This window comes from Kitasatospora albolonga (assembly GCF_039535905.1).
Classification (GTDB): domain Bacteria; phylum Actinomycetota; class Actinomycetes; order Streptomycetales; family Streptomycetaceae; genus Kitasatospora; species Kitasatospora albolonga.
The window spans coordinates 1-23,100 of sequence record NZ_BAAAYB010000104.1 but is presented as its reverse complement, the minus strand read 5'-3'; the positions used below and the strand labels follow the sequence as shown (position 1 = coordinate 23,100).

General features: G+C 72.3%; 19 protein-coding genes and 2 pseudogenes. 10 read left to right on the top strand and 11 right to left on the bottom strand.

The genetic code is table 11. The features are described 5' to 3' along the window. The first annotated feature begins 73 nt into the window (after positions 1-73). Positions 74-721, top strand: coding sequence for a DNA alkylation repair protein (locus ABD946_RS26825; protein ID WP_345287843.1), 648 nt, complete (start codon positions 74-76; stop codon positions 719-721). Positions 722-813: 92 nt separating this feature from the next. Here ABD946_RS26825 and lepB read toward each other — a convergent pair whose 3' ends face one another. Further along, the gene (gene lepB / locus ABD946_RS26820) at positions 814-1,530 is read right to left on the bottom strand and encodes a signal peptidase I (protein WP_345287831.1); all 717 of its coding nucleotides are present in this window, start codon (positions 1,528-1,530) and stop codon (positions 814-816) included. 317 nt (positions 1,531-1,847) lie between these two features. After that, the gene (locus ABD946_RS26815) at positions 1,848-2,252 is read right to left on the bottom strand and encodes a chorismate mutase (protein ID WP_345287829.1); all 405 of its coding nucleotides are present in this window, start codon (positions 2,250-2,252) and stop codon (positions 1,848-1,850) included. Positions 2,253-2,465: 213 nt separating this feature from the next. On the opposite strand from ABD946_RS26815, the gene ABD946_RS26810 reads away from it, so the two are divergent. Together ABD946_RS26810 and ABD946_RS26805 are read left to right on the top strand one after the other, a co-directional pair. Continuing rightward, positions 2,466-2,891: an OsmC family protein gene (locus ABD946_RS26810; RefSeq protein WP_345287827.1), complete on the top strand. Its 426-nt coding sequence runs from the start codon at positions 2,466-2,468 to the stop codon at positions 2,889-2,891. Positions 2,892-3,320: 429 nt separating this feature from the next. Then, positions 3,321-5,312 (top strand): putative bifunctional diguanylate cyclase/phosphodiesterase, encoded by a 1,992-nt coding sequence (locus tag ABD946_RS26805; protein ID WP_345287826.1) that lies wholly within the window; start codon positions 3,321-3,323, stop codon positions 5,310-5,312. A 117-nt stretch (positions 5,313-5,429) separates the two neighbouring features. Here the strand turns inward: ABD946_RS26805 and ABD946_RS26800 are convergent, their stop codons facing one another. Beyond that, entirely contained in the window at positions 5,430-6,545 is a 1,116-nt protein-coding gene (locus ABD946_RS26800) for an LLM class flavin-dependent oxidoreductase (RefSeq protein ID WP_345287824.1), read from the bottom strand. A gap of 650 nt (positions 6,546-7,195) precedes the next feature. On the opposite strand from ABD946_RS26800, the gene ABD946_RS26795 reads away from it, so the two are divergent. Next, positions 7,196-7,795: a DedA family protein gene (locus ABD946_RS26795; RefSeq protein WP_345287822.1), complete on the top strand. Its 600-nt coding sequence runs from the start codon at positions 7,196-7,198 to the stop codon at positions 7,793-7,795. Between the two features lie 263 nt (positions 7,796-8,058). Next, positions 8,059-9,333 carry a polysaccharide deacetylase family protein gene (locus ABD946_RS26790; protein ID WP_345287820.1) on the top strand — a complete coding sequence of 425 codons (1,275 nt, stop codon included), beginning with the start codon at positions 8,059-8,061 and terminating at the stop codon, positions 9,331-9,333. Positions 9,334-9,509: 176 nt separating this feature from the next. Here the strand turns inward: ABD946_RS26790 and ABD946_RS26785 are convergent, their stop codons facing one another. From ABD946_RS26785 to ABD946_RS26760, 6 genes are all read right to left on the bottom strand, one after another. Next, on the bottom strand, positions 9,510-10,550 hold the full coding sequence (locus ABD946_RS26785) for an alpha/beta fold hydrolase (protein ID WP_345287818.1): 1,041 nt from the start codon (positions 10,548-10,550) through the stop codon (positions 9,510-9,512). Continuing rightward, positions 10,547-11,701, bottom strand: a complete 1,155-nt coding sequence (locus ABD946_RS26780) for a branched-chain amino acid ABC transporter permease (protein ID WP_380149642.1) — start codon at positions 11,699-11,701, stop codon at positions 10,547-10,549. Before ABD946_RS26780 ends, ABD946_RS26785 begins: the two co-directional genes overlap by 4 nt. A gap of 74 nt (positions 11,702-11,775) precedes the next feature. After that, positions 11,776-12,657 carry a branched-chain amino acid ABC transporter permease gene (locus ABD946_RS26775; RefSeq protein WP_345287816.1) on the bottom strand — a complete coding sequence of 294 codons (882 nt, stop codon included), beginning with the start codon at positions 12,655-12,657 and terminating at the stop codon, positions 11,776-11,778. After that, entirely contained in the window at positions 12,657-13,439 is a 783-nt protein-coding gene (locus tag ABD946_RS26770) for an ABC transporter ATP-binding protein (RefSeq protein WP_345287815.1), read from the bottom strand. Before ABD946_RS26770 ends, ABD946_RS26775 begins: the two co-directional genes overlap by 1 nt. A gap of 167 nt (positions 13,440-13,606) precedes the next feature. Further along, positions 13,607-14,383, bottom strand: coding sequence for an ABC transporter ATP-binding protein (locus ABD946_RS26765; protein WP_345287839.1), 777 nt, complete (start codon positions 14,381-14,383; stop codon positions 13,607-13,609). 101 nt (positions 14,384-14,484) lie between these two features. Then, the gene (locus tag ABD946_RS26760) at positions 14,485-15,798 is read right to left on the bottom strand and encodes a substrate-binding domain-containing protein (protein ID WP_345287813.1); all 1,314 of its coding nucleotides are present in this window, start codon (positions 15,796-15,798) and stop codon (positions 14,485-14,487) included. A gap of 385 nt (positions 15,799-16,183) precedes the next feature. On the opposite strand from ABD946_RS26760, the pseudogene ABD946_RS26755 reads away from it, so the two are divergent. Together ABD946_RS26755 and ABD946_RS26750 are read left to right on the top strand one after the other, a co-directional pair. Further along, a pseudogene (locus ABD946_RS26755) lies at positions 16,184-16,955 on the top strand (CoA transferase subunit A). Between the two features lie 3 nt (positions 16,956-16,958). Further along, a complete protein-coding gene (locus ABD946_RS26750; RefSeq protein ID WP_345287812.1) occupies positions 16,959-17,732 on the top strand; it encodes a 3-oxoacid CoA-transferase subunit B in 774 nt (257 codons plus the stop codon). 79 nt (positions 17,733-17,811) lie between these two features. Here ABD946_RS26750 and ABD946_RS26745 read toward each other — a convergent pair whose 3' ends face one another. Then, positions 17,812-18,693, bottom strand: a complete 882-nt coding sequence (locus ABD946_RS26745) for a glycoside hydrolase family 6 protein (protein ID WP_345287810.1) — start codon at positions 18,691-18,693, stop codon at positions 17,812-17,814. 460 nt (positions 18,694-19,153) lie between these two features. Next, positions 19,154-19,867, bottom strand: a complete 714-nt coding sequence (locus tag ABD946_RS26740; RefSeq protein ID WP_345287808.1) for a uracil-DNA glycosylase — start codon at positions 19,865-19,867, stop codon at positions 19,154-19,156. A 340-nt stretch (positions 19,868-20,207) separates the two neighbouring features. Here ABD946_RS26740 and ABD946_RS26735 point away from each other — a divergent pair. The 3 genes and pseudogenes from ABD946_RS26735 to ABD946_RS26725 all read left to right on the top strand — a co-directional run. Then, positions 20,208-20,988: pseudogene (locus ABD946_RS26735) on the top strand (HAD-IIA family hydrolase). 423 nt (positions 20,989-21,411) lie between these two features. After that, positions 21,412-22,359, top strand: coding sequence for a lytic polysaccharide monooxygenase auxiliary activity family 9 protein (locus tag ABD946_RS26730; RefSeq protein ID WP_345287806.1), 948 nt, complete (start codon positions 21,412-21,414; stop codon positions 22,357-22,359). Between the two features lie 191 nt (positions 22,360-22,550). Next, the coding region (locus ABD946_RS26725) for a Gfo/Idh/MocA family oxidoreductase (protein ID WP_345287837.1) at positions 22,551-23,100 on the top strand (550 nt) is incomplete at its 3' end.

The following is a 23,100-nucleotide window of genomic DNA, read 5'->3' as shown; positions in this document are numbered from 1 at the left end:
AACTGAGCTCGCGGCGGCTGAGCTCGCGGCAGCTGAGGTCGGGGCAGACCTCGACGGGGCGGTGGCCCGGGTCATGGCGGAGCTGGCCGACCTCGAGGATCCGAAGGCACGTCAGGTCAACGAGCGCCACGGTGACGACCACGGCGTGAACCTGGGCAAGCTGCGTGCCGTCGCCAAGCGGCTGAAGACGCAGCAGGAACTCGCCGTCCGGCTATGGGCCACGGGCGACGGCGCCGCCCGGCTGCTGGCGCTGCTGATCTGCCGTCCGAAGGCCTTCGGACGGGAGCAGCTCGACCTGATGCTGCGTGAGGCACGGACGCCGAAGGTCCAGGACTGGCTGATCGGCAACGTGGTGAAGAAGAGCCCGTACGCCGAGGAGCTGCGGGTGTCCTGGTCGGCCGACCCGGACCCGGTCGTCGCCTCCGCTGGATGGGAGCTGACCGCCGACCGGGTCGCGCGGAGTCCCGAGGGCCTCGACCTGGCCGGTCTGCTCGACGTCATCGAGGCCCGGATGAAGGACGCGCCGGACCGCCTGCAGTGGGCGATGAACCACTGCCTGGCCCGGATCGGGATCGAGCATCCCGAGCACCGCGAGCGCGCGGTCGGGATCGGCGAGCGCCTGGAGGTGCTCAAGGACTACCCGACCTCCCCCGGCTGCACCTCTCCGTTCGCCCCGGTCTGGATCGCCGAGATGGTGCGGCGGCAGTCCGACCAGGGCTGACGCGCCGTCGGCCCGCCGCGCACCCACCGGGCGCGCCCGCCTGCACCTGCCGGCACCTGCTGGCAGGCGCTCCTGCCCGTTTTTGGCGGCCGTTACCTGCCCGCCCAGCCGAACCAGTCCACGTGGCCGAGCGGCCAGACCACGGCCGTGGCCGGACCGACCACGTTGCCGACCGGCACCGCGCCGCCGTCCGGGCCGCCCTGGTGGTAGCGGGAGTCGGCGGAGTCGCTGCGGTGGTCGCCCTCGACCCAGACGTAGCCCTTCGGGACCGTGATCGGACCGAAGTTCATCCCGGCGCAGGAGTCGTCCCCGGGATAGAGGTACGGCTCGGAGACCCGCTTGCCGTTGACGGTGAGGGTGGTGCCGTTGCAGGCGACGGTCTCGCCGCCGGTCGCGATCACCCGCTTGACCAGGTAGTTGTCGTCCTTCGGCGGCAGCAGACCGACGAAGCTCAGCACGCCGCCTACCGCGCCGGAGAAGGTGCCACCGCTCGCCACCGGCTTGGGCAGCCAGCCGCCCGGGTCCTTGAAGACCACCGGCTCGCCCGCCTTCGGCTCCCAGCCCAGGAGCGGGGCCAGCTTGTTGACCGCCACCCGGTCACCGACCCGCAGGGTGTTCTCCATCGAACCGGAAGGGATCGAGAACACCTGGAACAGGCAGGTCTTGATGCCCAGGGCGATGACCAGCCCGAGCACGATCATCGCCGGGAACTCCGCCCACCACGGCAGCCGCCGTCGGCCACGGAACCGGCCGGGCCGGTCGGACTTCTCCGACTGCTCGGGGTCGCCCGGTGGGATGGAGTCGGTCACCGGGCCGGGCGCCATTGCCGGGCCGGGTTGAGGAATCGTCACTGATCAGGCCGCCTGCGGAGGGAGAGCGAAAGTGATGCGGGCAGGCGACGGGTGCTGACTGCTGGCCATCGTCGGTCTGCCTTTCCGGAGGGTCCGGGGAGAACAGCACGCTAACGCCGCACCTGAACTGTCGCGAAATCAGACATTTAGCCGCCGTTGACGGCAAATCCTCCCAGGACTCCCCTACGGAGACGGGCCGAGGGCGGGCACGGTTCCGTACCGGCGGCCGGGCCGACCGCCCGTCCTGGGCAACTCCCGGACGGCGTCCGGGCCGGTCAGCGGGCCTGCGGCTCCCCGGCGATGGCCTCGTGGTGGCGGATCACCTCGGCGATGATGAAGTTCAGGAACTTCTCGGCGAAGACCGGGTCGAGGTGGGCGCTCTCGGCGAGTTCGCGCAGCCGGGTGATCTGGGCCCGCTCCCGGGCCGGGTCGGCGGGGGGCAGCCGGTGCTCGGCCTTCAGCTTGCCGACCCGCTGGGTGGCCTTGAAGCGCTCGGCCAGCATGTGGACAACTGCGGCGTCGATGTTGTCGATGCTCTCGCGCAGGGCGACCAGCTCGGCGCGGACCGCCTCGGAGACCTCACCGTTGCCGTCCGCCGCCGCGCCGGTGGCGGCCGTGGAACCGGCGGCAGCCGCGGAACCTGCGGGAACTGCGGCGGAGTTCAGGGGAAGGTCCGTCATCGGGGTTGCTCTCCGGGGTCGGCTGGCTGGGCCTTGCAATCTAACAGGGAGAGCGCCGCCGGGGCCCGGCCGTTCGACCGGACGTCCGGCATCCGGACACACCCGGGCCGGGTCCGCCGCTTTGCCGGACCGGCGCCCGGGCGCGCCGTAGGCTGGGCGCGCACCGACCGGAACTGACGGACCACCAGTCCCACAGCACATGGAGGACCTGACATGGCAACCACCCGCACCGCGCGCACCGCCTGGGAAGGCAACCTGGTCGACGGCAAGGGCGAGACCACCTTCGCCTCCTCCGGCATCGGCACCTACCCCGTCTCCTGGCCGTCCCGCGCGGAGGAGGCGAACGGCAAGACCAGCCCCGAGGAGCTCATCGCCGCCGCCCACTCCGCCTGCTTCTCGATGGCCCTCTCGCACGGCCTGACCGGCGCCGGCACCCCGCCCACCAAGCTCGACACCCAGGCGGACGTCACCTTCCAGCCGGGCACCGGCATCACCGGCATCCACCTGACCGTGGTCGGCGAGGTGCCCGGGCTCGACGAGGCCGGCTTCGTGAAGGCCGCCGAGGACGCCAAGGCCAACTGCCCGGTGAGCCAGGCCCTGACCGGTACCACCATCACCCTGACCGCGAGCCTCGCCTGAGCGCGAGCGTCGTCTGAGCGCGGGCGTCGTCTGAGCGCAGGATCGCCTGGCACGACGGGGTCGCCTCAACGCGGGATCCGTGCTGCCCCGTGACGGGTCCCGCCCTGGGCCCGGGTCCCGTTCGGGGCTTCCAGCCGTCCGACCTCCGCCTGCCGCTTCGCACACCGACCACCTGCCGGGTCGTCAACTGGTAGCGCGCTACGGCGCACGCGCCCCCGGAGTGCACCTCACGGTGCGTTCCGGGGGCGCCGTCGTCCACCAGCTCTCTCGTCCCGAAACCCCGGCGAATCACCCTCGCGGCGGTCGTCATCGCAACTTCGCGCGTCCTATGATCACGGCAGTGCCGCGCTCCCGGCCCGATGCTCTCCACCCAGCGTCGACCGAGGCGCCGGCCGTGCGATCAGCGTCAGCAGCGGACGGGAGCATGCCGTGCCGGGTCGGAACGAGGGGGCCGACCGCCGTTGTCCGGTCTGCTCCACGCCCCTGAGCCGTGAGGGCCGGCACCCCGGCGCACTGCTCGACGCCCTCCAGGCCAGCGAGTCCCGTTTCAGGGCCGCCTTCGCCGACGCCGGGATCGGGATGGCCCTGGTCGGCCCGGACGACCTGATCATCGAGGCCAACCCGGCCTTCGCCGCCATGATCGGGTACGAGGCGCCCGAGCTGGTGGACACGCACATCCACCAGATCATCGACCCCGAGGACACCCCGCGCCGTCTCTACCTGGAGCTGGTCCGGGGCGAGCGCGACCGGCTCCGGGTGGAGAAGCAGCTCAAGCACCGCGACGGCCGGGTGGTCTGGAGCAACGTCACCATCTCGCTGATCCGCAACGGCTCCGGCGAACCGCTGTACACCCTGGCCATGGTCGAGGACGTCACCGAGCAGCGGCTCCTCGGCGACCAGCTCGCCTACCAAGCCCTGCACGACCCGCTGACCAGGCTGCCGAACCGGTCCCTGTTCTTCGAGCGGCTGAACGCGGCCTTCGACTCGGCGGCAGCCGCCGTCGCACCCGCTGCCGTGACCGGGGCAGTGCCCGTGACCAGCGCTGTGTCAGTAACGAGCGCCGTGTCCGGGGCCGGGGTCGGCGCTGCGGGAGCGGCCGTGGCGGCGGAGGTCGCTGGAGCGGCCGTGGCGGCAGGGCCTGCGGGAGCTGTCGGCGGCGGGCCGGGGCGGCGGGTCGGCCTCTGCTACGTCGACCTGGACGGCTTCGCCGCGATCAACGAGACGCTCGGCCACCACATCGGGGACGAGCTCCTGGTTGCGGTGGCCGCCCGTCTGGAACGCGGCTTCGCCCGGGGCGAGGGGCGGCTGGTGGCCCGGCTCGGCGGCGACGAGTTCGCCGTCCTGGTCTGCGACAGCGCAGGGAGCGAACAGCTCACCGCACTCGCAGCGGACCTGATCAAGACGCTGGAGGAGCCCTTCGACGTGGCGGGCCAGCAGTTGGCGGTGACCGCGAGCGTCGGCGTGGTGGAGCGTCAAGTCCGCGAGACCACCCCGACCGACCTGCTCAAGGACGCCGACGCGACGCTGTACTGGTCGAAGTCGGACGGCCGGGCCCGCTGGACGCTCTACGACCCGGCCCGGGGCGCCTACCAACTGAGCCGGCAGCGGCTGGCCACCGCGCTGCGGCCGGCGCTGGAGCGGGGCGAGTTCGCCGTCGAGTACCAGCCGCTGGTCGGGCTGGCCGACGGGACGGTGCACGGCGCCGAGGCCTTGGTCCGCTGGCGCCACCCCCGGTACGGCACCATCTCCCCGGACCGCTTCATCCCGCTGGCCGAGGAGTCCGGCGCGATCGTGCCGCTCGGGAAGTGGGTGCTGGAGGAGTCGTGCCGCCAGGCCAAGCGCTGGCTCACCGAGTTCCCCGACACCGAGACCTTCGTCAGCGTCAATCTGGCGGCCCGTCAGATCTGGGACTCGGACGTGGTGGCCGACGTCGCCAAGGCGCTGGAGACCACCGGCCTGCCGGCCCGCCTGCTCCAGCTGGAGATCACCGAGAGCGCGGTGCTGGGCCCCGGCGGCCGCCCGGTCCAGGCCCTCCAGGCACTCGCCGACATGGGCGTGCGGATCGCGATCGACGACTTCGGCACCGGCTACTCCAACCTCGCCTACCTCTCCCGACTGCCGGTGCACGTCCTCAAGCTGGACGGCAGCTTCATCGCGGGCTTCCGTGAGCCGGGCCCGGGCGGCCGCCCGGACAACCGCTCCCGCCGCACCGACGCGGACGAGCAGATCGTCGGGGCGATGGTGCAGCTGGCCCACGCCCTCGGCCTCACCGTGACCGCCGAGGGCATCGAGAACGCCTCCCAGGCCGAGCGCCTACGCATCACCGGGTGCGACACCGCCCAGGGCTGGTACTTCGCCCGCCCCGGCGAGGCCGAGCGGGTCGCCGCCATACTGCGCGAGGACCGTGCCCGCACCGCCTGACGCCGAGCCTGCCCGTGCCCGCACCTGCCCGCCCGGACCACCGGGTGGACCTCGACGAACCCCCTTGCCAGCGGTCCATCCGACCTGAGCATCCGTCAGCCGGCCAACGGTCAGCCGTCAGCCGGTGAGCCCGTACGCCTCGGCGATGAGCCGGTAGGAGTTGAGCCGGTTCTCGTGGCCGTGGATGTGGGAGGTCACCATCAGCTCGTCGGCACCGGTCCGCTTGCGCAGTTGTTCCAGACCGTCGGCGACCTCGCCCGGCCCGCCGACGACCAGGTTGGCGAGCCAGCCGTCCAGGAAGTCCTCCTCGGCCGCGGAGTAGGGGTACGCCTCGGCCTCCTCCGGGGAGGGGATCAGGCCGGGGGTTCCCTTGCGGAGCCGGAGCATGGCCAGCCCGGAGGAGCGGGCCAGCCGCAGGGCCTGGCCGGGCTCCTCCGCCGCCACCGCGTTGACCCCGATCAGCGCGTAGGGCTCGTCGAGCACCGACGACGGACGGAAGGAGCTGCGGTAGAGGTCGAGCGCGGGCACCGTGTTGGCCGCGCTGAAGTGGTGGGCGAAGGCGAACGGGAGGCCGAGGCGGCCGGCCAGTTGGGCACTGAATCCGGAGGAGCCGAGCAGCCAGACCGGCGGGCGGGCGTCGCCGCGCGGGACGGCGGTGAGCCTGGCGTAGGGGTGGCCGGTGGGGAAGTCGCCGTCCAGGAAGTGCGTCAACTCGGAGAGCTGGTGCGGGAAGTCGTCCGGGCCCTCCTCGGTGCCGCGCCGCAGCGCCCTGGCGGTGGCCATGTCGGTGCCCGGGGCCCGACCGAGGCCGAGGTCGATCCGGCCCGGGTGGAGCGCCTCCAGCATGCCGAACTGCTCGGCGACGGAGAGCGGGGCGTGGTTCGGCAGCATCACCCCTCCGGAGCCGAGGCGGAGGGTGGAGGTGTGCGCCCCGAGGTGGGCGAGCAGGACGGCGGGGGTGGAGCTGGCGACTCCGGGCATTCCGTGGTGCTCGGCCACCCAGAAGCGGTGGTAGCCCAGCCGCTCCGCCTGCTGGGCCAGCGCGGTGGTGGTGGCGAGGGCCTGGCCCGGGGAGTATCCGCTGCCGATGGTGGCCAGGTCGAGGACGGAGAGCGGGGCCGGGGCACTGCCCCGCGCGATCCCGCGGACGGGATCGGCGGCGGTGTCGACAACGGGCCCGGTGGCCGTTGCGCTGTCCGACGGGTCGGTCCGCTGCTCGTCCTCGAAGGTCATGCCGGTCTCCTCGTGCTGACGTCCTGGTGCTCCTGGCACCGCCGTGGTTCGGGCTCAGACAACCGGCCTCGAGCTCAGTCTGTTCCCTCTCGCGGATCGATGTGACGGACCGGGCGGAACGTGCCTGGTGAGCCCACGGACTGCGGCGGGCGAGCTGACACAGTCCAGCTGCTCCGTGCGCCGACGAACCGGTGCGGGAAAGGCCTTCCGCGATCGCCCGCGAGCCGATGATCCGGCGGGGACCGTTCCGCCTTGGCGGCTTGCCGCCACCGCCGGAAGTCGCCAGGCGCAGGACTCGCGCCGCACCGGGCGAATGCGGCAGGCTACCGATCAGTGACGGAGGGGAATCACCCACCGCACCCCACCTGCAAGGTCGGCGGACTGGACCAGTCCCGCTGGACCCCCGCGAGCCCCTGGAGCGGCACCCCGCCTCAGGGGCTTGCGCCATTCCGGGCGCGCCCCACCCACTGGCACAACGTCAGGTCGGCCGCAGCCCCGTCCGGGCCGCGAGGCACCTCGCGGCGACTCCGGGGGCGACCCTGTGGCACGTGACACAAGGGGGTGCTTCAGGACATGAAACGTCTACCCGCTAGCGTTGACTCCGTAGCCACCTGGACGCCCCTCCAGGCGACTGGACAGGGAGCTTCGCCTTGGATGCCGCAGCGGTAGTAGGACCGGTATGGATCTGCGCACTCGCGCTCTTCGCCGTACTCGGTGACGCCTTCCTCCCCTTCATCCCCAGCGGCACGCTGGTGATCCTCGCGGTGCTCAACACCTCGGAGATGGACGGTGCCCCGCTGTTGCTGGCGGCCGGCGTGGCCATCGCCTCCTTCCTCGGCGACCTGGTGCTGCTCAATCTGGCCCGTCGCGGATCGCCCGCCGTGCAGCGCCGTCTCGACCACCGGCCCGAACTGGCCGCCAGCGTCGCGCGGCTGCAGCAGTACCTGACCGGTCAGACCGGCCGGACCGCGGCGCTCCTGGTGATCGTCGCCCGCTTCGTCCCCGCCGGGCGGACCATCCTCGACCTGGCGGTGGGTCACTCCGCCGACTCCAGTCGCCGGTTCCTGCGCCTCTCCGCACTGGCGGCCCTGGTCTGGGCCAGCTACATCGTCAGCCTGGGCTGGCTGAACAGCCACTGGTTCAACACCGACTGGCTGAGCCTGGCGGTCTCCTGTTTCGCGGCCACCGCGATAAGCACCACCGTCGCCCGCCTCGTCCGCCGCCGCCGGCGCGAGCTCGCACTCACCTGACCCGGCCGCGCGGCCACCGCCGGACGCGTCAACGCACCAAGCCCGTCCGCACCGACCCTTTTGGCGCGGCGCCGATCTGACGCTCTGTCCCAAGACTGCAACAAAGCTCCCGCCCCGGAGCCCGACGCCCCTTGTACTGCGTGATGAGCAGCACAAGGGGCGTTGCAGTACCCACCCCACCTCGTGACATGCTGGCGCAGATATATCCATCAATATCCGATTTTTCCTGTCGGACGATCGGATGCACTACGGCTGGGGAGACCATGGGCAGCATCTCGCGCAGGACCGTGCTCAGTGCCACCGCCGCAACCGCCGCGCTCGGCGCGGTGGCAGCTTGCGGCAGTAGCGGCGGGAGCAGCTCGGGCGGCACCGGTGGGAGCGGCAGTGCGAGCCCGGACGGCGGCTCCTCGAGCGGCACTTCGGCCAAGCCCACCGTCAAGGGCACCCCGATCGGGGACGGTTCCAACGTGGACACGGGCGCCCAGCCCAACCAGCCGAAGCCGGAGAAGCTCAAGCCCGGTGAGCAGCCTCCGCAGTTCGTGGTCTTCTCCTGGGACGGCGCGGGCGGCACCGAGGACGGCCAGTTCCCGCGCTTCCTGAAGCTGGCCGAGCAGTACAAGGCCACCATGACCTTCTTCCTCTCCGGGATCTACGCCCTCCCGAAGGAGAAGGCGAACCTCTACCACCCGCCGAAGCACTCCGTCGGTGCCTCCGACATCCCCTTCCTCTCCGACGGCGCGGTGAAGAGCACCCTCAAGCTCATCAGCCAGGCGTGGACGGCCGGCCACGAGATCGGCACCCACTTCAACGGGCACTTCTGCTCCACCCGCTCGGACGGCAACGGTGTCAACAAGTGGACCCCCGAGGACTGGCAGAGCGAGATCGACCAGGCGATCTCCTTCGTGACCCAGTGGCGCACCAACACCGGCTTCACGGACGTCGATCCGCTCCCCTTCGACTACCGGAAGGAGCTGATCGGGGCCCGGACCCCGTGCTTGGAGGGGCAGAAGGCGCTGCTGCCCACCGCGGTCAAGATGGGCTGGAAGTACGACGCCAGTTCACCGGGCGGGCTGCAGATCTGGCCGCAGAAGGTGCAGGACGGCAAGATCTGGGACTTCCCGCTGCAGTCCGTCCCCTTCCCCGGGCACGGGTTCCAGGTGCTCTCGATGGACTACAACATCCTCGCCAACCAGTCCGGCGGCAGCACCAAGGGCGACCCCTCGAAGTACGGCGAGTGGCGGACCCAGGCCAGGGACGCCTACCTGGCCGGGTTCGACCGGGCCTACAACGGCAATCGGGCGCCGCTCTTCATCGGGAACCACTTCGAGCAGTGGAACGGGGGCATCTACATGGACGCGGTGGAGGAGACCATGAAGACGATCGCGGGCAAGCCCGGCGTCCGACTGGTGTCGTTCCGTCAGTTGGTCGACTGGCTGGAGGTGCAGGACCAGTCCACGCTGCGGAAGCTGCGCACCCTGGGGGTCGGCAAGGCGCCCGACGGCGGCTGGGGGGCCTTCCTCGGGACCCCCTCGTCCTGACCGGCTCGTAGCGGACCCTCATCCTGACCGGCGATCCTGACCGGCCGGGCTGGCCGGGCTGGCCGGGCTGGCCGGGCAGCCGCTTGTCCTGCCCGGCTGGTCCCGAGCGACGCGTGCCCTGACCGGTGCGGTACCGACGTCGTCCGCGACGGCGCCGGTACCGCACCGACGCACCGTCAGCCCGCGACCAGGCTGCGGACGATCCGGGCCGCACCGTCCGGGCCGCCGATGATCGTGTAGTGGTTGGTGTCCGGGACGGCCGTCGCGGTGACCCGCTCACGGTCCAGCCCCGCGTGCTCGATCCGGGCGGCGTCGTACAGGCCCTGCGGCTCGTTCATCAGGCCGCGCTCCGCCCAGAGCAGTTCGGCCCGGCAGGTCAGCCGGTGGATCGCGGTGGCCGCGTCCTTGTCCAGCAGGACCTCCCGCCCGTCCTGGTGGACGGCCTCCGGTACGCAGGAGGAGCGCAGTTCGGGCTCCTCGCCGACCAGGTCGCGCTGGGTGTACTCGTCCAGCGCCGCACGCCACTCCCCGGCGAAGGCGGGGTGCCGCTGCCAGAACGCCCGGTACGCGTCCCGGCTCTCAAAGGTCATGTCCAGCCGCGCCAGAGCCGGACCGAGTACGGCGGCCAGCGCGTCGTCCTCGCTCACCCCGGGCGGCAGCGGGAAGCTGACCGCCCCGTCCACCAGCACCAGGGAGTCCACCAGTTCGGGGTGGCGGACCGCGGCCAGGGCGCTGACCCAGGCGCCCATCGAGTGGCCCACCAACCGCACCCGGCCGAGCCCGAGGACGCCGGCCAGCACGGCTAGGTCGTCGGCGTGCCTGGCCAGGCCGTACGGCCCGGCGACCGTGCGGCTGCCGGCCCGGCCCCGCAGATCAGGTGCCACCAGGGTGGCCCGGCCCGCGAGTTGGCGTGCCACCTCGCTCCAGGCGAGGGCGTTGGCCGTGATTCCGTGCACCGCCAGCACGGTCGGAGCGTCGGGTCCTGCTGCCGGGTCGGTGGCCGGCCAGCGGAGGAGCGTCAGTTCACCGCCCGGCACGGGGACGGTCAGCTCCTCGGGTGCGAGGTCCGCCGACTCTCGCCGCCCCGCGAGGTCCTGGTGGAGGGCCGGCTCGTCTGCGGCCGCACCGGTCCGGCCGAGGCCCCGGGCGGGCCCGTCCGGGCCGTCGGAGCCTGCCTGGACGGCCGGTCGGGCGCGGTCGGTGGGATCGGAGCTCATGCGGGGTCACCTTCCGGGGAGCGGGCCGGGGTGGTGGCCCCGACCTCGATGGAGCCCGCACGGGGAGTGTCCCGCCGGGAGGTCCCGGCGCGGGCGGTGCGGATCCGGGCGGGCAGCCTGGCGAGGCCGCCGGGCAGCAGGTAGACCACGGCGACGAACAGGGCACCGAGCAGGAAGAGCGGTTGCGAGAGCGGCACCCGGAGCACCGCCGGAAGGTCGGCGATGGCGGAGGAGTTGGCCAGGTCGCCGAGACGGTGCCCCGCCCAGGTGTAGAGGACGCCACCGAGCAACGGGCCCCATCGGCTGCCGGATCCGCCGAGCACCACCATGACCAGCAGGGCGAGCGTGGCGTCGGAACTGGCGGCCTGCGGGGTGGCCCCTCCGGTGAGCAGCAGGTAGACCACTCCGCCCAGCCCCGCCAGGCCGCCGGCGATGACGAAGGCGACCAGCTTGAAGCCGTAGGGTCGCAGGCCGAGCACCTCGACCCGGCGTTCGTTCTCCTTGATGCCCTCCCAGACCCGTCCGGTCGGGGAGTTGACGGTCCAGTGCACCACCGCGAGCGTGAGCACCAGGTACCCGAGGGCTATCCAGTAGAGGTTGGCGGTGTTCTCGATCCCGACCAGGGCGTCGGGGAGGAGCTCGACCGGGGCGGCCCGGCCCTCCTCTCCTCCGGTGACCCCGCCGGGATTGCGCTGGACCAGGATCGAGCCGGCCTGGGCGAACGCGAGGGTCACCATCGAGAAGCCGATGCCGGTCACCCGGAGGCTGACCGAGCCGAGCAGCAGCGCCAGGCTGACGCTGCACCCGACACCGAACAGCGCGGCGGCGGCGAAGGGGAGTTGGAGCTCCAGCATGCCGAGGTCGGTCCCGTACAGACCGGCGGCGAAGTAGAGGGCGTGGCCGAAGGAGAGCAGACCGGTGCGGCCGAGCAGGAGGTCGTAGCCGGTGGCCAGGGCCCCGTAGACCAGGCACAGGGCTATCAGTTGAAGACTTCCGGGGCTGCCGAGCGGGCCGTCGAGGAGCCCCGGAACGGGAAGCACACTGTATGGGGCGACAAGGAACAGGATCAGCGGAGCGATCGGCCACCAGCGTAGGGCGCGTCTCCCCGGAGCTGTCGAGGCCTTGCGGATTGATTCACCTGTTCGAGGGATGGTGCGATCCGCGGCACCGGGAGCAGACTTGGCGTCAGCGGTACCACTGGTGCTCGTGGTTGAGGTGTTCGTGCTCACGCGAGCCTCCCGGTGAGTCCGCGCGGCCGGACGAGGAGCAGGACGGCCAGGAGGACGACGACCGAGAGGTCGCCGAGTCCGGCGGCACCGAGCCCGGCGGACGCAGCGTAGTTGGCGAACTGCTGGACGAGACCGACCGCGACGGAGGCCAGTGCCGCTCCGGTGACGGAGCCCATGCCGCCCATCACCACCACGACGAAGGCGAAGACGAGCAGGCTGGTCCCCTGGCCGGGGTGGACGGAGCCGAAGTAGAGGCCGCTGAGCGCGCCGCCCAGGGCGGCGGCCGCTCCTCCGATGGCGAAGACCAGGGTGAACGCCCTGCGGACGTCGATGCCGAGGGCCGTGACCATCGCACGGTCCTCCACCCCGGCCCGGACTACCAGCCCGTACCTGGTGCGGCCGAGGAAGAGGCGCAGTGCCACCAGGACCAGGACGGCCGCCGCGAGCAGGACGAAGCGATTGACCGGGACGATCGCACCGAACAGCCCCACCGTGCCCGAGAGCGCGGCGGGTTGGGGGAAGGGCCGGGCATCCGCACCCCAGATGCCCATCAGCAGTGCGGGCACCGCGAGACCCACGCCGACGGTGGCCAGGATCTGGTCCCGCGGCCGGCTGTAGAGAGGACGGATCAACAGCAGCTCCAGCAGCACGGCCGCGACCGTGCCGACCACCGTGCCGAAGACCACCGCCAACCAGAAGCTCATCCCGCCCTCGGTGCCGGCCCACCAGGTGGCGTACGCACCGACCGAGAGCAGCGCCCCGTGGGCGAAGTTGAGCACGTCCATCAGCCCGAAGATCAGTGAGAGACCGGAGGCCACCAGGAAGTACAGCGCACCCAGCCCCAGGCCGGTGCAGGTGAGGAGGACGACGGTGTCCATCAGGGAGCCACCTCCGTGGTGACAGGAGCAGGAGCGGGGGCCGCCGCCGAGGCCGGCGGCGGGGCCACCTCGGAGGATGACCGACCGGGCGCCGAGGAGGGAGCGGGCCGGGCGGGTGTCGGGCGCCCGACTCCGAGCAGTCGTCGGGCGGCCTCCTCGTCGGCCAACAGCTCGGCGGTGGAACCCTGGTGGGCGGTGCGTCCGTCGGCCAGCACCGCACAGGTGCCAGCCAGGCGGCGGACCAGGGCGAGGTTCTGTTCGACCAGCAGGACGGGCACGGTCGCGGCGGCCCGCTCCAGCACCTCAGCCACCTCAGCCACGATCTTCGGCGCCAGGCCCTTGGTGGGCTCGTCGGCGATGATCAACCGGTTGCCGTTCAGCAGGGTCCGCCCGATCGCCACCATCTGCTGCTGGCCGCCGGACAACGTCCCGGCCAACTGCCCAGCCCGTCGCTTCAGTTCAGGAAAGAGCTCGTGGACCAGGTCGTACGCCGGGGCACCGTCCCGCTCGGCCAGCCGAAGGTTCTCGGCGACGGTCAGCCCCGCGAAGACGCCCCGGTCCTCGGGCGCGTAGCCGATTCCCTGACGAACCACCAGATGGGTCGGCAGCCTGACGAGTTCGGTCCCGGCGAACAGCAGGCTCCCGGCCCGGGGCACCAGCCCCATGACCGCCTTGACCGTAGTGGTCTTCCCCGCACCGTTGCGCCCGAGCAGTGCGGTGACGCCGGTGGGTGCCACATCGAAGTCCACCCCGTGCAGGATGTGGAGACCGTCGATCACCACGCGCAGGTCCCGGACTGTCAGCAGCGGCTCGACAGTGGCGGCTCGCCCGGACGGAGAGACCGGGGAGGAGGGCTCGGAGGAGGACGAGAAGGGCCGGCGCACGGAGGAAGGAACGGAAGAAGGAGGGGCGGAAGGAGCACCCGTGGCGGCGGGGTCGTGGGAGTCGGTCACAGCCCCTCCCCCAGGTAGGCCTGCTGCACGGTGGCGTCGGCCATCACCGCCGCAGGCGTGTCGAGTGCGAGCAGCGTGCCGTGGTGCATCACGGCCAGCCGGTCGGCCAGGCCGAGCAGGACGTCCATGTGGTGCTCCACCATCAGTACGGTGCGGCCGAGGTCCCGGTGCACCGAGCGGATCAGCGCGGTCAGGGCAGGAACCTCCTCCGCGCTGACGCCGGCCATCGGCTCGTCCAGCAGGATCAGCCGAGGGTCGGAGACCAGCAGCACCGCCAGTTCGAGCTTGCGCTTCTCGCCGTGCGAGAGGGCTCCGGCCAAGGCGTCGGCGCGGTGGGCGAGTTCGGTCCGTTCGAGGGTCTCGGCGACTTGGGTGGCGTACCGCCCGGCCCGCCGCCAGATCCGGTACGAGGCCCCCGGCCCGGCCGCCGCCTGGGCCGCGAGCCGGACATGGTCCGCCACTGTCATCCCGGTCCACAACGAGGAGGTCTGGAAGGTCCGGCCGAGGCCCCGACGGGCCCTGCCGTGCACCGACTCGGTGGTGATGTCCGCACCGTCGAGCTCGATCGAGCCGTGGGTCGCCGGGTAGATGCCGGAGATCAGGTTGAAGAGGGAGGTCTTGCCGGCTCCGTTCGGTCCGATGAAGGCGATGAACTCGCCCTCCCGCACGTCGAACGAGACGTCCTCGACGATCGGCACCCCACGCACCGACCAGCCGACGCCGCGCAGTCGCAGCACCTTCCCCGGCAGCTCCAGCTGGTCTTCGCCCAACAGGTTCCCGTCCGGACGCTCGCCGTCCGACTGTCCCGTGCCCGGTCCTCCCGCCGTGCTCACCGCCTCGGCGGCGGTCACGGCCACGCGTTCCGCCACCGGGATCAGCCCGCGATCTTGGCGGCCGGAGGCGCCACCTGGTCGGCTCCGACGGTCTTCTCCACTGAGGGCTTGGCGGAGGCACCGACACCGGTCAGCTTCACCTGGAACATCGGCTGGAGCAGCGCGTGGTCCTCGGCCCGGACGGTCAGCCGGCCCTTCACCCCGTCGAAGCTCCACCCCTCCAACGCCTTCACCAGCGCGTCGGTGTCATCGGCCGAGCCCTTGTTGGCCTCGACCGCGTGCACCACCATCTGGGCCGCCGTGAAGCCGTCGGGGGTGAAGATGTCGGGCTTGGCACCGGCCTTGGTGACGGCGGCGCTCATCGCCTTCTCGACCTCGGTGCCGGCCGCACCGTCGAAGTAGTGGTTCAGGAAGGAGATCTTCTCGGCCGCCGGGCCGAAGAGCGGGTAGGAGGCCGCCAGGTCGAGCCCGGTGACCACCTTGGTCGAGGTGAAGACGTCCTGCTGGTTGAGGGAGGTCCAGAGTGCGGCGGCGGTCTCTCCCGCCCAGGCCACGAACAGCAGGTCGGGCTTGGTCGACTTGGCCTGGGTCGCGAAGGGGGTGAGGTCGGTGGCACTCGGCGGGGCGAGCACCGCCTCCACGCCGGCGCCCTGCTCCCCGAGCACCGCCTTCACCGCCGCCACGTTGGCCTGGCCGAAGGCGTTGTCCTGGGCCAGCACCGCGACCTTCTTGCCCTTGGCGTCACCGATGAAGGAGGCCGCGGTCCGGATGTCCTGGTACGACTGACGACCGGAACGGAAGGTGTACTTGTTCAGCCCGGTGACCTTGTCGGCGGCGGCCGGGCCGCTGATGAAGAGCACCTTGTTCTGCGCAGCGATCGGCCCGACCTGGAGCGCGACGCCCGACGCGGTCGAGCCAGCCAGGATCTTGTGACCCTTGCCGATCAGGTCCTTGGCCGCCGAGACCGCCTTGGCCGGGTCGCCCGCGTCGTCCTGCTCGGCCAGCTCGACCGGGTGCCCGTCCACCGCGCCCGTGCCCTTGGTCGCGTAGTCCAGACCGGCCTTGAAGCCCTCCAGGTACTGCTTGCCGTAGGCCGCCAGCGGCCCGGTCTTGGAGTACACCAGGCCGACCTTGACCGGGCTCTTGGCCGCCCCGGCCCCGCCGTCGGCCGAGGTGGTCCCGGCCGTCCCGGCCTTGGCGCAGCCCACGGCACACGTCACGAGCAACCCGCAGGCCGCGACGAGGGCCAGCCCCCGCCGCCGCGTCCGGCCGCCGTCCCCCACGGAGGCGGCCGGGCTACCCGCCTGACGATCCGTCCGGACTGCGGCTCTGGTGCTGAGGGTGGTCTTGCGCATGGTGTCCGACTCCTGACGGCTGGGGCTACGGCGGTGGGGGGTGGGGCTGTGGATCCGAGCGCTGCGGCTGTGCGGCTCGGGGTGCGACCGACCGTCCCGAAGCGCCCGCGAGGGGCGGCTGTCGGTGCGACAACGGTGGTGGTGGATTCCGGAACCGTAGGTGCGCCACCTGCACGGCGACATGTGACGGGACGACGCAGCAGCCCCCGGGATTGTGTGACGGCCCGCCATATCGCACCCCTCGGGCGCGGAAGCGCCTCGGCGGATGTGCCGCACACCCATGGCGTCCACCCGTCCCATGGCCCCGGCCGCCATGGAAAGCCGCGCGGCCGCGCAGTGAAGGTGGGAGCGCAGCAGGCTCCCAACCCCTCATGAGGTGACTACCTTGGACAAGGTTCTGGACTCCCCGGCCCTCGCGGTCGAGGACATCCCCGACGGCGCCGCCCTGGCCGTCGGAGGCTTCGGCCTCTGCGGCATCCCCAGCACCCTGATCGGCGCGCTGGCCGAGGCCGGCACGACGGGGCTCCGGGTGGTCTCCAACAACTGCGGCGTGGACGACTGGGGCCTCGGCCTCCTGCTGCGCGCCGGTCGGATCGCACGGATGACCTCCTCCTACGTCGGGGAGAACAAGGAGTTCGCCCGCCAGTACCTCGCCGGAGAGCTGGAGGTGGAGCTCACGCCGCAGGGCACCCTGGCCGAACGTCTGCGGGCCGGCGGAGCGGGCATCCCCGCCTTCTTCACCCCGGCCGGGATCGGCACCCAGGTCGAGGAGGGCGGGCTGCCCTGGCGGTACGCCCCCGACGGGGGCGTGGCCGTGGCCCTCACCGCCCAAGGAGACGAGGGAGTTCGGCGGCCGCCGCTACCTGCTGGAGGAGGCCATCACCACCGACTTCGCGCTGGTCCGCGCCGAGGTCGCGGACCGCCACGGCAACTGCGTCTTCCACGCCACCGCGCGCAACTTCAACCCGCTCTGCGCGGGCGCCGGCCGGATCACCCTGGTCGAGGCCGACCGGATCGTCGAGCCCGGTGCCATCCCGCCGGACGCCGTCCACCTGCCGGGCATCTACGTCGACCGGGTGGTCGCCGCGGACCCGGACGACCGCCGGATCGAGCGCCGCACCGTCCGTACCGTCCGCACCGACTTCCAGGGGCACTGAACCATGACCATCACCGACCCGCTGGCCACCACCGACGCACGGACCGCCGCCACAGACACACGGCCCGACACCGGCACAGGGGCCGACACCGACACACGGCCCGACACCGGCAAGCCGACCGGCACCGCCTCACCGACCACGACCGGCGGCAGCGCCGACCCCCGTCACCTGCTGGCCGCCCGCGCCGCCCGGGAGTTGAGCGACGGTCAGTACGTGAACCTGGGCATCGGACTCCCCACCCTGATCCCCGACCACCTCCCGCCCGGCGTGCACGTGGTGCTGCACTCCGAGAACGGCATCCTCGGCGTCGGCCCGTACCCGGTCGCCGGCGAAGAGCACCCCGACGTGATCAACGCCGGCAAGGAGACCGTCACCGTCGCCGACGGTGCCGCCTACTTCGACTCCGCCGTCTCCTTCGGCATGATCCGAGCGGGCCGGATCGACGTCTCGGTGCTCGGCGCGATGCAGGTCTCCGCCTCAGGCGACCTGGCCAACTGGATGATCCCCGGCAAGATGGTCAAGGGCATGGGCGGCGCGATGGACCTGGTGCACGGCGCCCGCCGAGTCGTCGTCGTGATGGAGCACACGGCCAAGGACGGCTCACCGAAGATCGTCGACGAGCTGTCACTTCCCGCCACCGGACGGCGAGTCGTGCACCGCATCGTCACCGACCTGGCCGTCATCGACGTCACCCCGGAGGGCCTGCGGCTGGTCGAGGTCGCCCCCGGCCACACCTTCGAGGAGGTCCAGGCCGCGACCGGCCCCCGTCTGCTCTGACTTCCGGGAGCGGGCCACGCGCGCCCGGCCCCGTGCGTCAGCCCCCGCGCCCCGCCCGACGCGTCGGCCCCGACGCGTGTCAGGCCGCCCCGGCCAGTCCCAGTGCGTAGGAGATCCAGAACTCCCCCCGCGCGGGCTCGCCCCGGCCGCAGTCGCCGTCGGACTCTCCCGGGATCTTCACCCAGAGCAGTGCGTCCAGCCCCTCCCGGCCGGTCCGGGTGGTGGGTTCCTGCCCGAGGGCCCGCCCCTGCGGGTTGCACCAACTCCCGCCACCGGGCGAGCCCTTGCCGTTCCGGCTGGTGTCGATCACGAAGCGCTTGCCGCCGAGCGCCGCCGACACCTCCCGCCCGTAGGCGTAACTCTCCTCGGTGGAGTAGAAGTTGGAGACGTTGAGGGCGAAGCCGTCCGCCGCACCGATGCCCGCGCGCTCCAGCGCGCGGGCCAAGGCGGACCGGTCCTGCACCCAACCCGCGTTACCGGCGTCGAGGTAGACCCGTACCTTCGGGTGCTTCTTCAACTCGCCCACCGCGTAAGCCAGCAGGCCGAAGCGCTCGGCGTCCACCCCGGCGCAGCCGTCCACCGCGTGGGCGACCGCGTCCGGCTCCAACACCACCCAGGCCGGCCGGTCGGCCAGCCCGGCGGCGACCCGGTCGATCCACGCCCGGTACGCCGCACCGTCGGCGGCCCCACCCGCCGAGTACAGGCCGCAGTCCCGGTTCGGGATGCCGTAGGCGACCAGCAGCGGCAGCCGCCCCTCCAGCGCAGCGCGCCGGCTCTGCACCTCGGCCAGCTGCCCGGCGTCGGCACCGGTGAGCCAGAGCGCCGCCGAGCTCCGGGCGATCCGGCTCAGCGCTGCCGCTTCGGCCCCCGACGCCTTCCCGGCCGCGCGCTGGGCGGAGCCGAACGGAGAGACGTAGAACCCCCCGGCGGCGATCGCGTCCCCCGTCGGGGCCGGCGTCACGCCCCCCGAATCGGCGGCGGAGATGCTCGGAATCGTCGGATCACCACTCGGGCCACCGCCCGGACCACTCGCAGTACTCAGAGCACTCGGAGCCACTCGGACCGCCCGAACCACCCGGCCCATCCGGAGCGCCCGAGGGCCGGGCCGTCACCCGCCGCCCCCGAAGCCGTGGTCCCACCGTTCCCTGACGGTCCGGCAGCTCCGCAGCCCGTCAGGACCAGCAAGGCCCCCGCCACCCCGAACCAGCGCCGCAGCACCCGCCCCGCCTCCCTGCCCCGCCTCGCCCCACCCAGCCCGAACCCGTGATCGGTTCCGCCCGCCAGCCTCGCACAGCAGGGCCGCACCGACCACGGGCGTCCGTCTGGGGAGACCCAGCGCTCAGGTCCCGAGGCCGGGCCCCGAGACCGGGCCCTGAGGCCCGGACCAGGAGTCAGACCAGGCGTCAGGCCAGGAGCCGGACTCAGGCCTCCAGGTCCGCGAGCTTCGGCAGCTGCCAGTCGATCGGCTCGCCGCCGAACTCGACCAGGGCCTCGTTGATCTGCGAGAAGGGCCGGCTGCCGTGGAACAGCTTCGCCGACAGCGGCGACGGGTGGGCGCCCTGCACCACCACGTGGCGGGTGGTGTCGATCAGCGGCAGCTTCTTCTTGGCGTAGTTGCCCCAGAGCACGAAGACGCAGGGCTCCTCGCGGGCGCTGACCGCCGAGATCACCGCGTCGGTGAACTTCTCCCAGCCCTTGCCCTTGTGGGAGTTGGCCTCGTGCGCACGCACGGTGAGCACCGCGTTCAGCAGCAGGACGCCCTGCTCGGCCCACTTCATCAGGTAGCCGTGGTCCGGCGCGGGGACGCCGAGGTCGGCGTCCAGCTCCTTGTAGATGTTCCGCAGCGACGGCGGGATCTTGATCCCGGGCTGCACCGAGAAGCTCATCCCGTGCGCCTGGTTGTCGTCGTGGTACGGGTCCTGCCCGAGCACCAGCACCCGGACCTTGTCGTACGGGGTCGCCGCCAGCGCCGCGAACTCCTGCCCGCTGGGCGGGAAGACCTGGTGCTCGGCCCGCTGCTCCGCCACGAAGTCCGTCAGCTGGGCGAAGTACGGCTTCGCCAACTCCCCGGCCAGCGCCGCCCGCCAGGACTCCGGCACCTCGAACGCGGCCACGGTCTCCACCAACTCCGTCACGACCCACTGCCTTTCACGACAAACCCGTCTCCAACACCCCGAACGCTACCACACCCCCGCCGACACCCCCGAACCGATCGTCGGGCCGTTCACCGAACCGTGAACCGGACCGTTCGCCGAACCGGGGACCGGGTCCACTCGCCGGCTCGACCGCCTGGCCCCTCCCCGGCCCGCAGCCGCCCGCCCCCACCCCGTCCTCCGCGACCGCTCCCCACCTGCCCCTACGGCCCCGGGCCGACTAGGCTTGCCGGCGTTGGGGCAGTCAGTACCGCCCGGCCGGCCACAGGCGTCCGGTCCGTGCGCTTCCCGGACCATCGCAAGACCTTAGGGAGACACCTACGTGGCAGAACGCAAGGCCATCGAGACCTGGCTCACCGACATGGACGGAGTCCTCATCCACGAGGGCGTGCCGATCCCCGGGGCGGGACGCCTTCATCAAGCGGCTGCGGGAGTCCGGGAAGCCGTTCCTGGTCCTGACGAACAACTCGATCTACACCCAGCGGGACCTGCACGCCCGGCTGGCCCGGATGGGCCTCGACGTTCCCGCCGAGCACATCTGGACCTCGGCGCTGGCCACCGCCAAGTTCCTGGACGACCAGCGTCCGAACGGCACCGCCTACGTCATCGGCGAGGCCGGCCTGACGACGGCGATGCACGACGTGGGCTACGTCCTCACCGACACCGACCCCGACTTCGTGGTCCTCGGCGAGACCCGGACCTACTCCTTCGAGGCCATGACCAAGGCCGTCCGCCTGATCAACGACGGCGCCCGGTTCATCGCCACCAACCCGGACGAGACCGGTCCCTCCGCCGAGGGCGCCCTCCCCGCCACGGGTGCGGTCGCGGCCCTCATCACCAAGGCCACCGGCGTCGAGCCGTACTTCGTCGGCAAGCCCAACCCGCTGATGATGCGGGCCGGCCTGAACGCGATCGGCGCCCACTCCGAGAACAGCGCGATGATCGGCGACCGGATGGACACCGACATCGTCTCGGGCATGGAGGCCGGCATGTCGACCTTCCTGGTCCTCACCGGCCTGACCCAGGCCCACGAGGTGGAGCGTTTCCCGTACCGCCCGACCCGGGTGGCCGACTCGATCGCCGACCTGGTCGACCTGATCTGAGCCCCACCGGGGGTCCCCGCCCGCCCGGGCCGGACCCCCGGTCCAGGCCCCCGGTCCAGGCCACCGGTCCAGGCCACCGGTCCAGGCCACCGGTTCAGACCCCGGCATCGGCCGCCCCGGGCCACCGGCTTCAGCCGGTCCAGACCTCTGGCACCATCCGGTCCAGACCTTCGACCTCGACCGGTCCAGACCACTCACCCGGCGCCGATCCCGCCCACCGGACGGCCCGCTCCGCCCTCGGAGCACGTCCTGATGCCGACCTCAAGGGAGCCTTAAGGGCTTCCTAACAATCTGAAGGCCCGTCAACTCCCGGACGCCCCATGGCTACGGTCTCCACAGCGACCCCACATCGCCGACCGCGGCGGCCCCACACCGCCGCACCCGGTGACCCCCACCGCTGATTGCTGAACGGAGCACCCACCCATGTCATTCCGCCGCACCGCAGCCGTGTTCACCCTGGCCGGCACCGCGCTCGCGTCCACCGTACTCGGCACCGGCGCCGCCTCCGCGCACGGGTCCCTGCAGAACCCGCTCAGCCGGGTCTACGGCTGCTACCTGGAGGGCCCGGAGCAGCCCAAGTCGGCCGCCTGCAAGGCCGCCATCGCGTTCGGCGGCACCCAGGCCATGTACGACTGGAACGGCGTGCGGATCGGCGACGCGGCCGGCCGCCACCGCCAGCTGATCCCGGACGGCCGCCTGTGCAGCGCCGGCGCCAACGAGTTCGTCGGCCTCGACCTCCCCCGCAACGACTGGCCGGCCACCAACCTCACCGCCGGTGCCAAGACCAACTTCAAGTTCCGCGCCACCGCGCCGCACCGCGGCACCTTCCAGCTCTTCATGACCAACAGCACCTACAACCCCAACGTGGCGCTGAGCTGGTCGAACCTGGACACCACCCCGTTCGCGAGCATCACCGACCCCCAGGTGGTGGACGGCTACTACACCTTCCCGGTGACCATCCCGACCGGGAAGACGGGCCGTCAGATGGTCTACGCGATCTGGCAGCGCTCGGACAGCCCGGAGGCCTTCTACACCTGCTCGGACGTCACCTTCGACGGCACCGGCAAGGCCCCCGCCGCCGCCCCGGCGGTCGCCCCGGCCGCGGACGCCGCCGCCCACCACGACCACAACGCCGTCCCGGCTGCGGCCCCCGCCGCCGGAGCCCCGGCCGCCGCCCCCGCCGGTGCCCCGGCCGAGGCCCCCGTGATCGCCAACAACACCGGCACCGCGCCCCGGACCCAGCTGGCCGAGACCGGCACCGACCGCTCCACCGGCCTGATGACCGCCGTCGGCACCTCCTTCCTGCTGGCCGGCGGCACCGTCGCCTTCCTGCACCGCCGCCGTCGCGCCACCGTCGAGTCGAGCCGCTGAGCCCGGACGACCCAGGCCCGGACGACCCAGGCCCGGACGACCTACGCCCGGACGACCTACGCCCGGACGGCCCAGGTGCCGGGTGGCCCCGCCGCATCGCGGCGCGGCCGCCCGGCACCGCTGGCCCGCACCGCCGCCGTGGTTGGGTAGGGGGATGAGCAGCACTCCCCCTCCCCCCCTTCCGCGTCGGCCTGATCGGCTACGGCCTGGCCGGCTCCGCCTTCCACGCCCCGCTGATCGCCACCACCCCGGGTCTGCGGCTGGACGCGGTGGTCACCGCCAACCCCGACCGCCGTGCCCAGCTGCTGCAGCAGCACCCGGGCGCCCGCCCCCTCGACACCCCCGAGCAACTCCTCGCCGAGGCCGCCGACGGGCGGATCGACCTGGTCGTGATCGCCTCCCCGAACCGCACCCACGTGCCGCTGGCCCGGGCCGCGATCGCCGCCGGCGTGCCCACCGTGGTGGACAAGCCGCTGGCCGCCACCGCCGCCGAGGCGGCCGAGCTCTGCGCGCTCGCCGAACGGCGCGGCGTGCTGCTCTCGGTCTTCCAGAACCGCCGCTGGGACGGCGACTTCCTGACCGCCCGTCACCTCGTGGAGTCCGGCGCGCTCGGCCGGGTGCACCGCTTCGAGTCCCGCTTCGAGCGCTTCCGCCCCAAGCCCAAGCCGGGCTGGCGTGAACTGGCCGACCCGGCCGAGGTCGGCGGCACCCTGTACGACCTGGGGAGCCACCTGGTGGACC

Excerpts from the sequence above, each read along its gene's own strand:
- ABD946_RS26730 (WP_345287806.1), top strand. The coding sequence starts at position 21,412 with ATGTCATTCCGCCGCACCGCAGCCGTGTTCACCCTGGCCGGCACCGCG.
- ABD946_RS26750 (WP_345287812.1), top strand. The coding sequence starts at position 16,959 with ATGACCATCACCGACCCGCTGGCCACCACCGACGCACGGACCGCCGCC.
- ABD946_RS26785 (WP_345287818.1), bottom strand. The coding sequence starts at position 10,550 with ATGAGCTCCGATCCCACCGACCGCGCCCGACCGGCCGTCCAGGCAGGC.
- ABD946_RS26790 (WP_345287820.1), top strand. The coding sequence starts at position 8,059 with ATGGGCAGCATCTCGCGCAGGACCGTGCTCAGTGCCACCGCCGCAACC.
- ABD946_RS26800 (WP_345287824.1), bottom strand. The coding sequence starts at position 6,545 with ATGACCTTCGAGGACGAGCAGCGGACCGACCCGTCGGACAGCGCAACG.
- ABD946_RS26810 (WP_345287827.1), top strand. The coding sequence starts at position 2,466 with ATGGCAACCACCCGCACCGCGCGCACCGCCTGGGAAGGCAACCTGGTC.
- ABD946_RS26815 (WP_345287829.1), bottom strand. The coding sequence starts at position 2,252 with ATGACGGACCTTCCCCTGAACTCCGCCGCAGTTCCCGCAGGTTCCGCG.
- ABD946_RS26775 (WP_345287816.1), bottom strand. The coding sequence starts at position 12,657 with ATGGACACCGTCGTCCTCCTCACCTGCACCGGCCTGGGGCTGGGTGCG.
- ABD946_RS26825 (WP_345287843.1), top strand. The coding sequence starts at position 74 with ATGGCGGAGCTGGCCGACCTCGAGGATCCGAAGGCACGTCAGGTCAAC.
- ABD946_RS26760 (WP_345287813.1), bottom strand. The coding sequence starts at position 15,798 with ATGCGCAAGACCACCCTCAGCACCAGAGCCGCAGTCCGGACGGATCGT.